We start from the raw sequence: 16,098 nt of genomic DNA, 5'->3' as shown, positions 1-16,098 counted from the left end.
AAATTACTAATATTTTTATTTAAAATTAATAGAGGTATAAATATTTAACGTTATTTTCAAGTAGAATTAGCTACTCATAAAGAATCAGAAAGTAAAAAAATAATAATTAAGTAAAAAGTATAAATTAATGTAAACAGAAACGCCTCCAAAATTTTGGAGGCGTTTCTGTTTTTAACATTCTGTCAAACTATTTATTCGCCTAAAAAAGGATAACGATAATCTGTTGGTGTTACAAATGTTTCTTTTATTAATCTTGGCGAAACCCAACGCAGCAAGTTTTGTGCGCTTCCAGCTTTATCATTAGTTCCTGAAGCTCTTGCGCCTCCAAATGGTTGTTGCCCAACTACAGCACCTGTACATTTATCATTAATATAAAAGTTGCCAGCACTGTTTTGTAGCATATCTGTAGCTTGGGTAATTGCGTACCTGTCGGTAGCTAAAATAGCACCAGTTAATGCGTAGTCGCTAGTTTCATCAACTAATTTTAACGTTTCTGCATAAGCATCATCTTCATAAACATATATAGTAATAACAGGTCCAAATAATTCTGTACACATGGTTGTGTATTTTGGGTTGGTTGTTACAATAACGGTTGGTTCAATAAAATAACCTTTACTTTTATCGTAGCCACCACCTACAATTATTTCAACATCGGCATCAACTTTAGTTTGATCAATGTATTTTGCAAGTTTATCAAAAGAGGCTTCATGTATTACTGCTGTTATAAAATTACTCATATCTGCAGGCGAACCTATTTTAAAAGATTTTACATCTTCTATAATTTGTTTTTTAACATCGCTCCATATACTTTTTGGTATATAAGCTCTAGATGCTGCACTACATTTTTGACCCTGAAACTCAAAAGCGCCTCTTATGATGGCTGTTGTAACTTGTTTTGGGTTTGCAGATTTATGAGCCATTATAAAATCTTTTCCTCCAGTTTCACCTACAATTCTTGGGTAGGTTTTATAGTTATGGATGTTGCTTCCTATTTGTTTCCAAAGTTCTTTAAATATAAATGTTGAGCCTGTGAAGTGTAAACCAGAAAAATCTGGACTTGCTAATACGGTATTTGTAATCATAACAGGATCGCCAAAAACAACATTTATAACTCCAGGTGGTACACCAGCTTCTTCAAAAATATCCATAATTACTTTTGCAGAATATATTTGACTGTCACTAGGTTTCCAAACTACAACATTGCCCATTAATGCCATACACGCAGGTAGGTTTCCAGCGATGGCAGTAAAATTAAAAGGCGTTACAGCATAAGTAAAACCTTCTAAAGGTCTATATTCAACGCGGTTCCAAGCATCACTTGTACTTTTAGGTTGATCGCTGTATATTTCTGTCATGTATTGTACATTGAAACGTAAAAAATCTACCAACTCACAAGCGGCATCAATTTCTGCTTGAAATATGTTTTTTGATTGCGCTATCATGGTAGCGGCATTTATTTTGTAGCGGTATGGACCTGCAACCAATTCAGCAGCTTTTAAAAATATAGCAGCACGTTGTTCCCAAGGCATTTTAGACCATGTTTTTCTAGCTTCCAAAGCTGTTGCTATTGCATCATCAATATGCGATTTTTCAGCTAAATGATAGGTTCCAACCACGTGTTTATGGTCGTGAGGTGGCGACATGGTTCTGGTATTTCCTGTTATTACATCTTGCCCATTTATGTATAAAGGCACGTCTATAGTACTGTTATACATTGTATTGTAAGCTTTAAGTACCGCATCGCGTTCTGGCGTTCCTGGTGCATAGCTTTTTACAGGTTCGTTAATAGCAATTGGTACATTAAAAAAACCTTTTCCCATGATTTGTTTGTTTTTGTTATTGAATTATCAGTAAATAAGCTACAAACTTACGAATTTTCAAATGATTTATAGGTTTCATTGGGTCTTAAAAGCACGTTAAAGTTTATAATTTTTTTGTAAGTTGCTAAACAGTTTTCAGACTATAATTTTTATGTGTACAGTAACAATAATTCCTAAAGGAAACACTGATTTTGTATTAACATCTAATAGAGATGAAGCACCAAATAGAAAATCACTTCCGCCAAAAATTTATTTGGAAAACGATACCAAACTACTATTTCCAATGGATGAACTATCTGGCGGAACATGGGTTGGATTAAGTGAAAAAAACCGTGTAGTTTGCACACTAAATGGTGGATTTGTAAAGCATGAACATAAACAAAATTATAGAAAAAGTAGAGGTATAGTAACTATAGATTTTTTACTTTCTGAAAATTTACTTTCAACTATTGAAACTTATAATTTAGAAAATATTGAACCCTTTACTATGGTGCTTATAGACTGGAATTTAACTTTGAAATTCTACGAATTGGTTTGGGATGGCGAAACAAAGCATCTAGTAAAATTACCTTTAGAACCAAAAATTTGGTCGTCTTCAACGTTATACAACAAAACAATGAAAGAAGAACGTTTACAATGGTTTGAAGATTTTAAAGTAGCTTCACCTTTAGATGCACAATCTCTATTGAAATTTCATAAAACAACAGCAATAAACAATAAAGATTACGGTATTGTTATGAATCGTGGTTTTGTTAAAACAACTAGTATTACGCAAATTGAAAAGTTTGACGAATCGTTTGAAATGTATCATGAAAACCTTCAAAATGGTACAATTTCAAGCAAAACTTTTAAACTTTCTCAAGTAGTAAATGGCTAATACAGGTATTATTTTAACACTAGCATATCCTGAAACTATTGTCATGGTTTCTAAAGAATGGTTTTCGCCATTTTTAAGATTTTTGGGTATTGGTAAAAAGAATTATTTACGTGCTGGTCATGCCGCTTTAGTACTTATAAGTAAAGAAACAGGTGTTTTAGAATATCATGATTTTGGAAGGTATATTACACCAGAACCAACTGGTCGTGTTCGAGGAAGCGATACAGATAACGAACTTCATTTCCCCCTAAAAGCGCATATTAGTAATGGTGAAATTACCAATTTAGAAACAATTTTGGTGTTTTTAGCAACGCATCCAAAACTAACACATGGTGATGGTAAGTTGGTAGCTTCAGTTTGTAAAGCAATAGATTATGAAGCTGCAAGACTTCATATTACCAAAATGCAAGAAAAACATTTTATACGTTATGCTGCTTTTTTAAAAAATGCATGTAATTGTGCCCGATTTGTAACCGATACCTTAATAGCTTCAGTAACTAACAAAACTATTAAAACAAAGCTTCAAAAATCAAAGTGGTTTACACCCAGTACCGTTGGTAATGTGCTGTTGGCTAATACAGAAAAAAAGGTGTTTCAAGTATCAGAAACTGGAATTATTTCAGAATTTACAGGAACGCAAAAAAGTGAAAACATACGTTGTTTTTTAGATAAACTTGATACACATACACCTAATTTTGAAGGCACATTGCAGCCAAAACAGGTTGAAGGGTTACATGAAAAGTCGCAATGGTTATCTGGTATTGCTGCTGGTGCATGGTTTGAATTGCTTAATACTGAAAATGAATTTGAGTTTCAATTTAAGCGTATTTCACCACATGGAAATATTGATGTTCATGATACTTTTAGAGTTATTGAAACAGGTTTTAATTATCATTCAAACTATAAATTTATTCATTATTCCAATTGCAAATTTTTTCATGTAAAGCAAAATGAAACAATTTTCAAGTTTGAAAGAATTTCGAAATAATACTTGCTAAAATCGAGTTAAATGGATGGCTGTATATATGACAATTGTCATAGTTAGTGCTTTGTAAATGTAATAATTTTAAGTACTAAATTTAATAGTCATGTTACCCAAAAAAAATCCCGAATTAGAAATAGGAAGAAATAGCAGTCTTTACTTTGCTATAGGGTTAAACCTAATGCTATTTTTTTCTTGGCAAGCTTTAGAATACAAAACCTATGATAAGGAAGACATAGACATAGGTGTTGTAAGTATGGATGCTCAAACTGAAGAAGATATACCAATTGTGGAAGTTAATGCACCACCACCACCGCCACCACCAATGGCCATTAGTGAAAATATTGAAATAGTTGATGATGTTGAAGATGTTGAAGAAAGTGTTTTGGAAAGTACTGAAACAAACCAAAGTGAAGCCATAGCAGATAAACAAAAAGTTATAGGTATTGGTGAAGTAAAAGTTCAGGTTGTAGAAGAAGAAGTTGAGGTAGCTTTTGCTGTTATTGAAGACGTTCCTGTATTTCCAGGATGCGAAGGCTTATCAAAAAGTGCTACAAAAGATTGTTTTCAACAAAAGGTTCAAGAACATGTAGTTAAAAACTTTAAATACCCAGAAACAGCTTTAGATTTAGGTATACAAGGTCGTGTATCAGTTATTTTTATGATAGACACCAAAGGTTATACTGTAAATGTACGCTCTAGAGGTCCAGATAAAATTTTAGAAAGAGAGGCAGAACGCATAATAAATTTGCTACCCAAAATGCAACCAGGTAAGCAACGCGGAAAACCTGTAAAAGTATCTTATGCTGTTCCAATATATTTTAAATATAACGACGGAATATAGTTTAGATTAATTATTGAATTAGATTAGTAAACCAAGAGTTTTTAATAGCTCTTGGTTTTTTTGTTTTATAATTCATAATCGTAATATATTTGAAAATAACATTTCATCATAAAAAAATAACAATTCAGTAAGTCGTATTTTAAAAACGTAAATTGCTGTTAGATATTTGTCATGTAATTAAAAAAGGAAACCAATTAAATATGAAAACATTAGTAAAAAGTTTAAGTTTTTTATTTTTAGGAATAACCATTCTTCAAGCACAAGAAAATGAAAACCACGATGTAGTTGTGAACGTTACAAATTTAAAAAATAACACTGGTCAAGTGCTTGTAGCTGTTTTTAATACCGAAGATTCATTTTTAAACAAAGGGTTTAAATCTGCTAAAGTTAAAATTGAAAACAATACATGTAGCGTTACTTTTAAAAATTTACCAAAAGGAACTTATGCAATTTCAATGTTTCATGATGAAAACAATAATAACAAACTAGATACTAATTTTTTAGGAATCCCTAAAGAAGCTTACGGATGTTCTAATAATGCTAAAGGGGTTTTTGGACCACCAAAATGGGAAAATGCCAAATTTGAAATAAGTAATCAAACAATAACACAAAATATTAAACTTTAAAAAATTAACCAATGAAAAAACTATACATCATCGCAACACTGCTGGTTACGGCTATTACTACAGCACAAACCAACTACGAACAAGGCATGCAAAAAGCCTTTGAATTATGGAGGCAAAACAATCCAATTGAAGCCTCAAATTTATTTGAGCGCATTGCAAAAGCAGAACCAGATAATTGGTTACCATCATACTATGTAGCACAAATTAATATTTTATACAGTTTTGGTGAACGTAATGAGGAAAAGCTATCAGCACAATTAAAAAAAGCACAAAACTTTATTAATGATGCTACAGCCATTTCAAAAAATAACCCAGAAATTTTAGTGTTACAAGCCTTATTACATACTGCTTGGGTGGCTTATGATGGTGCAACGTATGGCATGACATTGTCTGGAAAAATAGTTGAACTTTATACAAAGGCAGAAATGATTGCTCCAGAAAACCCACGAGTTGTGTATTGCAAAGCAGAGTGGAATATTGGTGGCGCAAAGTATTTTGGGCAAGACACCAAGCCATTCTGTAAGGATTTGGAACGCGCCAAAGAACTTTTTGCTAACTTTAAACCAGAAACACCTTTTAGCCCAAATTGGGGTAATGACCGAGTTGAGTTGTTGTTAAAAGATTGTAAGTAATCTAATATTATTATAAAACCATGAAAAACCTAAGAAAATCAATCATTTTAACCTTAATAATAGGTTGTGCTGTTTTTGTAATAGGTAGTTTTCTTTCCAATGGTTTTTATTTTGAAAGCTTAAATGAAGCGTTAGTAGATTTTATGTTTTACCAACTTTACTCGTTTGTTTTGGGCTTTTCAAACATGTATTATTTTGATTATTTGGAACGCCTTACTTGGAAAAAAAGTGAACGTGTAAAGCGCATTGCTATTGGCATTTTAGGTTCTACAATACTTACGTTAATAGGGTTGTTTTTTCTTAGAGCATTTACTTCGGTAATTTATGAAGGCAATCCATTTCAAAGTTTTTTAGCAAACGAAAAATTTAGATACTATCAATTTGGATTGTGGATTACCTTAACCATTGTTGCCATTTTTCATTTTGTGTACTTCTATAACAGGTATCAACAAAACAAAATAAAAGAGCAAAAGGTTATAGCAGGAACAGCAAGCGCAAAGTTTGATGCTTTAAAAAACCAATTAGATCCACATTTTTTGTTCAATAGTTTAAATGTTTTAACCAGTTTAATTGAAGAAAACCCAGAAAACGCTCAAAAGTTTACAACATCATTATCAAAAGTATATCGCTATGTTTTAGAACAAAAAAATAAAGAATTAGTGTTGGTAGATGAAGAATTAGAATTTGCTAAAACCTACATGTCGCTATTAAAAATGCGATTTGAAGACAGCATCATTTTCGATATTCCTGAGAAAGCAATAAATCCAGAAAGTAAAGTTGTACCACTATCATTACAATTACTTTTAGAGAACGCTGTAAAGCATAATACGGTAACATCGGCAAAACCTTTACAGATAAAAATTTATGAAGATGGTGATAGTTTAGTTATAGAAAACAATTTACAACTCAAACAAATAATAAAAAAGAGTACAGGTGTTGGGTTAAGTAATATTATGCAACGGTATGATTTACTAACAAACAAAAAAATTAATATTAATAAAGAAGCAAACCGGTTTGCAGTAGCAATACCAATGCTTACAAAACAAATTCACAAAATGGAAACAAGTCATAATTACAACGAAGAAGACGCTTATTATAAAGCAAAAAAGCGTGTAGAAGCAATAAAAGCCTTTTATTCAAATTTAATATCTTATTGCTTAGTTATTCCTTTTTTAATATTTATAAACTATAAAACCTTTTGGGGTTTCCAATGGTTTTGGTTTCCTATGTTAGGTTGGGGTATGGGCTTAATATTTCATGCCTTTGGTGTTTTTGGCTACGGAAAATCGTGGGAAGAACGTAAAATTCAAGAAATTTTAGAAAAAGAAGAATCGTCAAACAATAAAATTTGGAAATAATGGAAAACAATTATTTGGAAAGAGACAGGTATCAACGCGCAGCAAAACGCGTAAAACAAATCACAGGATTTTATAGACACGCCTTAGTTTATGTGGTAGTTAATATCATGATTATTGTTATAAACGTTCAAAATTTACCCGAAGGCGAAAGTTATTTTCAATGGCATAATTTCATCACTTTAATCGCTTGGGGTATTGGTTTGCTAGCACATGGCTTATCGGTTTTTACACCAAGATTTATATTAGGAAAAGATTGGGAAGAGCGTAAAATAAAGGAATTAATGGGTAAAGATAAAAAGCCATGGCAATAAGTTTTGGGCGTTACCCTTCGGGTCGGGCTTTACGCGCTACACGGTAGCTTGCTTCAATCCCTAACGCACATACCAGTGTATCAGTTTTCAGTCCCAGTCTCAGTTTTTAGTAAAAAACTTTGCGACTTTAAAACTTTTAATCTTTGCAACTCATTTAAAAAAAACCAACCAATGAAAGTAATCATTATAGAAGATGAAAAGCCATCAGCACGACGCTTACAACGCATGTTAGCTACATTAAATTTGGAAGCAGAAACCATGTTGCATTCCGTTGAAGAAGCAATCAATTGGTTTCAAAACAACCAACATCCCGATTTAATATTTCTAGACATACAATTAAGCGACGGACTATCATTCGAAATTTTTGAAGCCATCGAAATAAAATCTGCCATAATTTTCACCACAGCTTATGATGAGTATGCGCTGCAAGCCTTCAAACTAAATAGTATCGATTATTTACTAAAACCAATTGATGATGACGATTTAGCAAAAGCAGTAAAAAAATACCAAGAACGTTTACCACAAAAACAAGCAGTTACTTTAGATTTTAACGATATTAAAAAATTACTTATAAACCCCATAGACCGCGAGTATAAAAAGCGCTTTTCGGTAAAAGTTGGGCAACATTTAAAACTGATTAATATTGACGATATTGAATGTTTTTACAGCGAAAACAAAGGCACATACCTACACACAACAGAAGGTAGAAACTATTTGCTAGACACAACTTTAGAACTGCTAGAAAATGAACTAGAACCACAAACATTTTTTAGGATAAGCCGAAAGTTTTATGTGAATGTTAATGCCATAAAAGATATGGTAAGCTATACAAACTCACGTTTACAAATAAAACTAAACTCGTATAACGACGATGAGGTTATTGTTGCACGCGAGCGTGTGAAAGATTTTAAAGCGTGGTTGGAGTAATATTAAAAGGTATGTTACTCCGTTCGTAAAATTTTCTCCATGCTGCGTCCTTTAGCTAGTTCATCAACTAATTTGTCTAAATACCTTACTTGTTTGGTTAAAGTGTTATCAATATCTTCAATTCGGTAACCGCAAATAACACCTTTAATTAAATGAGCGTTGGGGTTTATAGTCGCTTTTTCAAAAAAGGTTTTAAAGGTTACTTTTTGGTCTATTAGTGTTTGTGTTTTAGTTTTATCAAAACCCGTTAGCCATTCAATTACTTGTAGTAGTTCATCTTCTGTTCTGCCTTTTTTAACCACTTTTGTTACATAATGCGGATAAACCGAAGCAAATGTCATGGTTTCAATACGTTGGTTATGTTCTGGTGTTGGTTTCATGGTTTATTAATATTAAACTTTTAATAGATTTTGAAGTGGTTTCGTTTAACGTGTTTGTATAAGTAAAGTTGTGTGTTTGTGTGCGAGGATTTTTTTTCCGTAAACCGAAGATGGCAAATATGCAAGTATTTTCATGTGGTAAGTAGAAATAATTACTTATAGCCATTGTTATATTTAGTTTTTTAAAAATATATATGCAGAATACTCTTTTGTTTTCCAGTCCCCTTTTTTGCAATTTTTATCTGAAAACAATTCATAAAGTCTAAAATCAGATTCAATTGTCATAGTGAATTGATTCCTATTTTTTATATTATAATCATTCGCAACATAATAAACTCTATATTCATCTTCAGTTCTAAATTCACTAATTTTTTTTGCGAGATATTGTGAAATCGCTTTCGGGTGTTTGAATTTATTTGTTTTTGGATAAGAAATTTCAAAACTTCCTTCAAATTTAAAGATTGGTTCATTGAAAAAAAGCAAATTAGAATTGGTTTTAATATTTGCATAATCTTTGTCGAACTGTTCCTGAGTTTGGTAATATTTTTTATTCAAAACATAACTAAACCCGTATTTTTCAGCAATTTTTAGAATTTGGTTCGCATCAAATTCGTAAGATTTTCCTTCTATTCGAATAAAATTATATTTTGGGTCAAAAGACCAATATTTCAGTCTTTTATCACCGTCACAAAGCCAAATTGTAAATTCTTGTCTCGTAGATTGATTCATTATCTCTTTTCCTTTTACAATTATTTTGGAAATTGAATCAATGATATTAGAATCCTCTATTAAGAAATTATAATTCTCGTAAGTCCTTTTTTCATCATAATGAGGATACATTCCAATTAATCTTGTTTTCTCATTAAGTTGTAAATCTTCAAGTACAAGAGTTTTTTGAGAAAAGGAATTAAAAGATAAAAGTAGAATTATAAAAGTGATTTGTCTTTTCATAGTTTTAATTTTTCTTTATTGGTTTCGTTTAACGTTTATGTATAAGGAAAGTTGCGTGTTTGTGTGCGAGGATTTTCCGAAGGAAAATCAGAAGCTAGCAAACGAGTAACTAACTTTGGTTGAGCTAAAACTAGCAATTTTTTTTTATACGGTGTTAGGCAATGTTTTTTAAAATCTAAGTCCAAGGCCAATTTTTAACTGGTTGTAATTTACTCCAATTGTCTCATTATTGAAATCCGACTTATTGAAAGTCCGTATTGAATGAAAATATGTTTGAATAAATAAGTTATTATTTAAATCATATTGAATTCCTAATTTTATATTAAAACCTAAATCTTTTTCTTTTCGTGTTTCAATTGTTGGGAATTCGTTAGTTCCACTAAGGTATTGATAATCATAATTCAGTAAAGTAAGTCCAGCTCCCGCAAAAGGATGAAGTTTTTCAGCCGAGGGTATAGTCATTTCAGCGAATCCGTCAAAGTGATAGAAAAAAAAATTCCGATTCAAGTCCTGATTACTGAAATTAATGTCTCCTTTTAAATAGTCGAAAGTTACTGATGCACCGTAACTAAATAGTTCACTTGTTGCAAATCTATAATTAATACTGGCATCAATAATTCCAGAAAGATTTTCAAATCCATTTGACATTCCTAACGGATAATTGACTTCTACGCTAAATTTTTTGTTTTGTGAAAATGTAGTTAATGATATAAAAAATAGGAATACTAAAGTGTGTTTTGTTTTCATTCAGTGGTTTGATTAAGGTTTGTTTAAATGTTGCCTAACTCTAATAATATAAAATCGTTTTAATGTTTTATATCAGAAGTTAAACGAATTTAGAGTTTTTTTCCGACAAAATCAAGTTGTATTATATGGTGTGCATAAAAAAAATCCTGATAAATTTTATCAGGATTCTAAATATATAATTTTAAAATAAGTCTATTTCTTCCGCAACTCAAATAAATCTTTACGGCGGTCACGTAAGTTTCTAACGCTACCAAATTGGTTCAATTCGCGTAGCATATCAATATCTACATCGGCAATTAAAATCATTTCGGTATTTGTGGTTGCTTCGGCTTTAATACCGTTTGCAGGAAATGCAAAATCGCAAGGTGTAAATACCATAGATTGTGCAAATTGGATGTCCATATTATGTACTTTTGGTAAGTTACCAACGCTACCAGCAATGGCTACATAACATTCGTTTTCTATTGCACGTGCTTGGGCGCAATGGCGTACTCTGGAATAACCGTTTTGGGTATCGGTTAAAAAGGGTACAAATAATATGTCCATGCCTTCATCAGCAAGTATTCTGCTTAGTTCTGGAAATTCCGAATCGTAACAAATTAAAACACCTATTTTTCCGCAGTCTGTATCAAACGTTTTCAATTCATTACCACCTTGCATACCCCAAACTTTAGCTTCATCGGGTGTTACGTGCAGTTTTTCGTAGCGTTCGGTTGTGCCATCACGCTTACATAAATAGCCTACATTGTACAGTAAATCGCCTCTTAATTCGGGCATACTACCTGTAATGATATTGATGTTGTATGAAATAGCAAATTCCGAAAACTTTTTTACAATTGTTGGCGTGTATGCTGCTAGCTCTCTAATAGCTTGACTTTCGCTCATGTGGTTATGGTCTGCCATTAAAGGTGCATTAAAAAACTCTGGAAACAAGGCAAAGTCTGATCGATATGCCGACACCGAATCGATAAAAAATTCAGCTTGTTGCATTAATTCTTCCATATCTTTATACAAACGCATTTGCCATTGTATTAAACCAAGCCTAATTACTTTTTTGTTGCTAATAGCTTTGTTGGTTTTCTTTTCGTAATAAATATTATCCCATTCTAAAAGAACAGCAAATTCACCCGATGCATTATCGCCTTCCAAATAGCCTTTTAATATTTTTGATGGATGAAAATCATTAGAAATTTGAAAGTTTAAAACTGGGTCATGAATTTCTTTTCTTCGAACACTGTCTATATATTCTTTAGGACTCATTTGTTCAGCATACTTATGGTAATTAGGTATTCTACCCCCAAAAGCAATACCTCTAAGGTTTAATTTTTCGGTTAATTCTTTTCGGTAATCGTACAAACGTCTGCCAAGGCGTAAACCACGATATTCTTGTTTTATAAACACGTCAATACCATACAAAACATCGCCTCTATTATTATGTGTGCTGAATGTGAAATTACCCGTAATATCTTGGTAAGTATGATGATCGTCAAACTGGTTATAATCTAAAATGATGGATAATGCGCAACCTGCCAATTGGCCATTTACTTTAATAATAACTTGACCTTCAGGAAATTTTTCAACCAATGTTTTTATTTGGCTTTCTTTCCAGTAAGATCCAGGCATTGTTGCATAAGCTTCAATCATTACTTCCTTTAGTTCGGTGTAGTCTTCAACCGTTAAAAATTGTAATTCTATGTTTTCAATATTACGTATCATGTGTAATTTTTATTCTTTTTTAATATTATAATTATTTGGGCGTTACCCGTCCCGATAGCTATCGGGTCGGGTCGGGCTATTCGTTGCAATCTTTTTAAAACGTTGTTTTTTGCATGAAACACATAACAATCTGTTTATTATTAACAAATATCATAGTTAGGTGTTATCATTTTTAAAAAGGATTTTCACTGCTATCCCTAACGCAAACTCGTGTAAATTTAATAAAATTACAAGTATAAAATGCGCTTACTGTTTTTTCATAAACTGGCGCATGGCAACCCAATGTTTCAGCATATCTCTAGCGTCTTGTGCAGGATATCCTAAAACGGTTTTACCAGCTTCAACATCGCCAACAACACCAGAACCAGCACCAACAGTAGCACCAGAATGTATGGTAGTATGGTCTTTTATGGAAGCACTTCCGCCAATAATAACGCCATCGCCCAAAGTTACCGAACCAGCAAGCCCGCTATGTCCTGCCATAATGCACGAACGTCCCATAATACTGTTATGCGCTATTTGAACTAGGTTGTCAATTTTACAGCCATCGCCAATAATAGTCGAGCTAAATTTGGCTCTGTCTACACATGAATTGGCACCAATTTCTACATAATGCCCAATGATAACGTTACCTATTTGTGGTATTTTTACCAATCCACGGCCATCATCACTTGGTCTGTACCCAAAGCCATCGGCACCAATACTTACATTCGTATGAAAAATACAGTTACTACCAATAATACAACGCTCGCGAATAACAGTTCCAGACCAAACAACGGTGTTATCACCTATTATAGTTTCATCAAACACGCATACATTTGGATATAGAACAACGCCATTGCCTAATTCAACATTTTTACCAACATAGCAATTTGCCCCAATTTTACAGCCATTACCTATTTTTGCAGTATCGTGAATAACTGCCGTTGGATGTATATCGACACTAAATTCTGGTGCTGGCGGATTGAATAATTCTAATATTTTAGCCATCGCTAAGTCAGCATTTTTTACTTTTATTAGTGCTCGATTTTCACCTGGTTCTATTTTTAAATTGTCGTTTATTACAGCGGCACAAGCTTTAGAAGTTGCCCAATGTTTTACGTATTTTACACTTCCAATAAATGAAATGTGGTTGTTTTTTGCATTTTGTAATTGTTCAGGACCTTCAATGTTTTGTGTGGTAGTTCCTATAAGTTCGCCATTTAAAATGCTGTTTATTTCCTCAATAGAGTACGATTTCTTCAAAATGTTAGTTGGATTTATTGGTTAGTATGAAGTATTCGTAAATTTAATGAAAAAAGTGAGACTATAAATTATTATTCTTCAATTCTGTTTTCATCAAAAGCAGATGGGAGTAATTTTGGTATAAATTTTACAACCAGAGGCAATAATATTGCACCACCAGGTAATAAAAATATAGCTAAACTTGGTATCGATTTAAAAATATCTAATAACTGTTCTTGTACCTTTTTTTGTTCTTTTGGGGTTAAATCGCGTTGCGTAGATTGGGTAAGTAACACCATAAGTTCTTTGCTATCTCTCAACTCTTGGTATAGGCGTTTGCTATTTCTGGTAATTAGTTTTTTTACCATTTTACTAGAGTTATTGTAAAAACTTTTAGCAATGTTGTTAGAACTTAATAGCGCAATTTCATTTTTATGTGAGTTATAAAACGTGTTTACAGTTTTTATAGATTGCTTTATATGTATAGCATCTATTTGTAAGTCGGTACTTAATTTAATTAAAAATTGTTCTTCTTTCTTATCTATAGTTTTATCACTCCACGTTGCCATGCAAGCTAAATCTAGAATATAAAATTTTTCTAAAGTTGTTTTTACATTTTTTATTGCTTCTATATAGGTTATAGGTGTATTATCGTGGTAGCGCAACGATGATTCAAAAAGCTTTATTAAACTTTCATCATACTGGTTTTTTGATGCTTTGGAGTTTAATACGTTTAATGTAATGGTTTCGATAGATGATTCTAAATTCTTAATATAATCTATAGATATGGTTTTTTGCTTCAAATATTCTTCAAAAGCTAAAACATCTATATACAACAAGGCATTAATTATAAAATAGTTGAAGTTTTTTGTTAAGAAGTTATCATCAATTTGAATACGTTTATGAATTATTTTTTCAAGTTGTTCATACGATTTTTTTCCGCCTAAAAAATCATCAAAAAACGAGGTTTTAAGTTCGTTTATTTCGGTGTAAAAATTAATAACGCTTTCAATGAATGGTGTTTCGGTATTACTGTTTTTGTGGGTGTATAGTAGTGCTAAACATAAATTGGTTTTAGAAAGTTCCTCGTCGGTAAAATCTCTGTTTTGAACTACGTTACAAACAATATCAAAATTACTTCCATAAATAAAACCACAATCTCTTAAAGCGTTATAAAAGGTTTCGCTTTCAACATTTAGATAAGAGTTGTTTTTTGCTAGTTCTTTTAGCAATTTTTTTATCCAGCCATTAGCTGATGGGTTCATAGCGCCATTATTTATATGATGCAAAAGTAATGTTTTAGGATTATTATTAGCAAATATTTTCATTAACAAAATTTTAACAAAACCGCACTTTAAGTTTTTCCGTAGGTATGTGTGAGAGTCAAATAAATAACTAATAATAAAATCTCAAAAACATGAAAAATTTAAAAGTAGTTTTAGGAATTGGAGTTTTAGCAGTAGCTAGTTTCTTCGTAATTGCGGCCGATCATATAGATGCGCCAGCAGTAAAAGGTGGTACAAGTGATATTACCGATTTTTATGCCTTCCAAGGGCAAAACACAAGTAATTTAGTATTTGTAGCTAACGTTCAAGGTTTATTAAGCCCTACCGCAACAGCTAGTGCTATGTTTGAAGAAGATGTATTAATTGAATTTAATATTGACAACACAGGTGATAATGTGGAAGATTTAGTAATTCAAGCTATTCCAAGAAATGGTAAAATGTATTTTTTCGGGCCAATTGCTCCTGCACAAGCAGGCTTGAATAGTTCTATAATGTATACTACAAACGTAGGTGGTGTTGTAGATATTACACCTTACGGAACGAACGCTATTACAAGCACAAGAAACGGAATGAGCTTTTTTGCTGGACCGCGTGATGATCCATTCTTTTTTGATTTTGCACAATATTCTGCCATTATAGGAGGTACGGCAAGCAGTTTTAATAGCCCAGGTGCAGATACGTTTGCAGGAACTAACGTATTATCGGTTGTAGTTGAAGTACCAAAATCGATGATTGGTGGTACAGGAACTATAAAAACTTGGGTAGAATCTAAAAGAAAATAAACTTAACCATATTAAATATTAGTATTATGAAAAATATAAAAAAATTACAAGCCTTAACAGTTGCTTTTGCAGTAGCAATATTAGTCTTTAACTGTTCGAATGATGATGACGATACCATGAACACAAAACTAGATTTCTCTGGCACTTATACTCAAGAAGACCAAATGGGAAGACCAGCTGTAAACACCGTATTTGTGTCTTCATCTAGTAAAGATATGTTTAATGTTACAACACCAAGTGCACAAAGCGCAGCGTTTCAAAGCATGTTTCAAAATAATTTGTTGGCTTTAAGTCCAGCTTATGCTAACGGAGGAAAAAACGCTTTAGGTCAAGATGCAGCAGCATTTACCGGTCTTTTAGCTACCGATGTTTTAAATGTGTCTTTAGATGGAAAAACAACTTTTTACGATGGTACAAATTTACTAACGGGTAGAGCATTGGCAGACGATGTTATTACAGTTGAATTATTGTTGATTTTTGGTGGTGAAGATTTCTCTGAAAACCCAGGATTATCAAACGATAATGTAGATGCCAACGATAAACCTTTTCTTGCCTCATTCCCTTATTTAGCTTCACCTTGGTAGAAGTATAAACAGAATTCTGGAGCAAGTAAAACCTACATCTCTCCTTGTTCC

Annotated in this window: 17 protein-coding genes; 10 read left to right on the top strand and 7 right to left on the bottom strand. The window is 32.3% G+C overall.

The genetic code is table 11. The features are described from left to right. Nucleotides 1-191: 191 nt before the first annotated feature. Entirely contained in the window at nt 192-1,820 is a 1,629-nt protein-coding gene (gene pruA, locus ACFQ1R_RS15415) for an L-glutamate gamma-semialdehyde dehydrogenase (RefSeq protein ID WP_379927168.1), read from the bottom strand. A 151-nt stretch (nt 1,821-1,971) separates the two neighbouring features. Between pruA and ACFQ1R_RS15410 the strand changes: the two genes are divergently transcribed. The 8 genes from ACFQ1R_RS15410 (at nt 1,972) to ACFQ1R_RS15375 (ending at nt 8,377) form a co-directional block, all read left to right on the top strand. Beyond that, nucleotides 1,972-2,697, top strand: a complete 726-nt coding sequence (locus tag ACFQ1R_RS15410; protein WP_379927167.1) for an NRDE family protein — start codon at nt 1,972-1,974, stop codon at nt 2,695-2,697. Continuing rightward, nucleotides 2,690-3,685: a DUF6695 family protein gene (locus tag ACFQ1R_RS15405; RefSeq protein ID WP_379927166.1), complete on the top strand. Its 996-nt coding sequence runs from the start codon at nt 2,690-2,692 to the stop codon at nt 3,683-3,685. The genes ACFQ1R_RS15410 and ACFQ1R_RS15405 overlap by 8 nt, the downstream gene beginning before the upstream one ends. A gap of 100 nt (nt 3,686-3,785) precedes the next feature. Further along, nucleotides 3,786-4,523, top strand: coding sequence for an energy transducer TonB (locus ACFQ1R_RS15400; protein WP_379927165.1), 738 nt, complete (start codon nt 3,786-3,788; stop codon nt 4,521-4,523). Nucleotides 4,524-4,723: 200 nt separating this feature from the next. Next, nucleotides 4,724-5,149: a DUF2141 domain-containing protein gene (locus tag ACFQ1R_RS15395; protein WP_379927164.1), complete on the top strand. Its 426-nt coding sequence runs from the start codon at nt 4,724-4,726 to the stop codon at nt 5,147-5,149. Nucleotides 5,150-5,160: 11 nt separating this feature from the next. Then, nucleotides 5,161-5,781 (top strand): tetratricopeptide repeat protein, encoded by a 621-nt coding sequence (locus tag ACFQ1R_RS15390; protein ID WP_379927163.1) that lies wholly within the window; start codon nt 5,161-5,163, stop codon nt 5,779-5,781. Between the two features lie 20 nt (nt 5,782-5,801). Next, nucleotides 5,802-7,139, top strand: coding sequence for a 2TM domain-containing protein (locus ACFQ1R_RS15385; protein ID WP_379927162.1), 1,338 nt, complete (start codon nt 5,802-5,804; stop codon nt 7,137-7,139). Further along, on the top strand, nt 7,139-7,450 hold the full coding sequence (locus ACFQ1R_RS15380) for a 2TM domain-containing protein (protein WP_379927161.1): 312 nt from the start codon (nt 7,139-7,141) through the stop codon (nt 7,448-7,450). Before ACFQ1R_RS15385 ends, ACFQ1R_RS15380 begins: the two co-directional genes overlap by 1 nt. A 171-nt stretch (nt 7,451-7,621) precedes the next feature. Next, entirely contained in the window at nt 7,622-8,377 is a 756-nt protein-coding gene (locus ACFQ1R_RS15375) for a LytR/AlgR family response regulator transcription factor (protein ID WP_379927160.1), read from the top strand. Nucleotides 8,378-8,391: 14 nt separating this feature from the next. On the opposite strand, the gene ACFQ1R_RS15370 is transcribed toward ACFQ1R_RS15375, so the two are convergent. From ACFQ1R_RS15370 to ACFQ1R_RS15345, 6 genes are all read right to left on the bottom strand, one after another. Next, complete coding sequence (locus tag ACFQ1R_RS15370) at nt 8,392-8,757, bottom strand: DUF2200 domain-containing protein (RefSeq protein ID WP_379927159.1); 366 nt, start codon at nt 8,755-8,757, stop codon at nt 8,392-8,394. 174 nt (nt 8,758-8,931) lie between these two features. Further along, nucleotides 8,932-9,708, bottom strand: a complete 777-nt coding sequence (locus tag ACFQ1R_RS15365) for a hypothetical protein (RefSeq protein WP_379927158.1) — start codon at nt 9,706-9,708, stop codon at nt 8,932-8,934. A gap of 168 nt (nt 9,709-9,876) precedes the next feature. After that, nucleotides 9,877-10,455 (bottom strand): outer membrane protein, encoded by a 579-nt coding sequence (locus ACFQ1R_RS15360; RefSeq protein ID WP_379927157.1) that lies wholly within the window; start codon nt 10,453-10,455, stop codon nt 9,877-9,879. 192 nt (nt 10,456-10,647) lie between these two features. Beyond that, nucleotides 10,648-12,171, bottom strand: coding sequence for a carbon-nitrogen hydrolase family protein (locus ACFQ1R_RS15355; RefSeq protein WP_379927156.1), 1,524 nt, complete (start codon nt 12,169-12,171; stop codon nt 10,648-10,650). A gap of 246 nt (nt 12,172-12,417) precedes the next feature. Continuing rightward, nucleotides 12,418-13,416 carry a UDP-3-O-(3-hydroxymyristoyl)glucosamine N-acyltransferase gene (lpxD, locus tag ACFQ1R_RS15350; protein ID WP_379927155.1) on the bottom strand — a complete coding sequence of 333 codons (999 nt, stop codon included), beginning with the start codon at nt 13,414-13,416 and terminating at the stop codon, nt 12,418-12,420. A 71-nt stretch (nt 13,417-13,487) separates the two neighbouring features. Beyond that, complete coding sequence (locus tag ACFQ1R_RS15345) at nt 13,488-14,723, bottom strand: LETM1-related biofilm-associated protein (RefSeq protein WP_379927154.1); 1,236 nt, start codon at nt 14,721-14,723, stop codon at nt 13,488-13,490. Nucleotides 14,724-14,812: 89 nt separating this feature from the next. Here ACFQ1R_RS15345 and ACFQ1R_RS15340 point away from each other — a divergent pair, with 89 nt between their 5' ends. Beyond that, nucleotides 14,813-15,463 carry a DUF4331 family protein gene (locus ACFQ1R_RS15340; RefSeq protein ID WP_379927153.1) on the top strand — a complete coding sequence of 217 codons (651 nt, stop codon included), beginning with the start codon at nt 14,813-14,815 and terminating at the stop codon, nt 15,461-15,463. 26 nt (nt 15,464-15,489) lie between these two features. Continuing rightward, nucleotides 15,490-16,047, top strand: coding sequence for a DUF4331 family protein (locus tag ACFQ1R_RS15335; RefSeq protein WP_379927152.1), 558 nt, complete (start codon nt 15,490-15,492; stop codon nt 16,045-16,047). The last annotated feature ends 51 nt before the right edge of the window (nt 16,048-16,098 follow it).

Source organism: Mariniflexile jejuense, assembly GCF_042675665.1.
GTDB classification, from domain to species: Bacteria; Bacteroidota; Bacteroidia; order Flavobacteriales; family Flavobacteriaceae; genus Mariniflexile; species Mariniflexile jejuense.
Note: the sequence above shows the minus strand (reverse complement) of the source record. Positions and strands in the feature narration are given on the sequence as shown.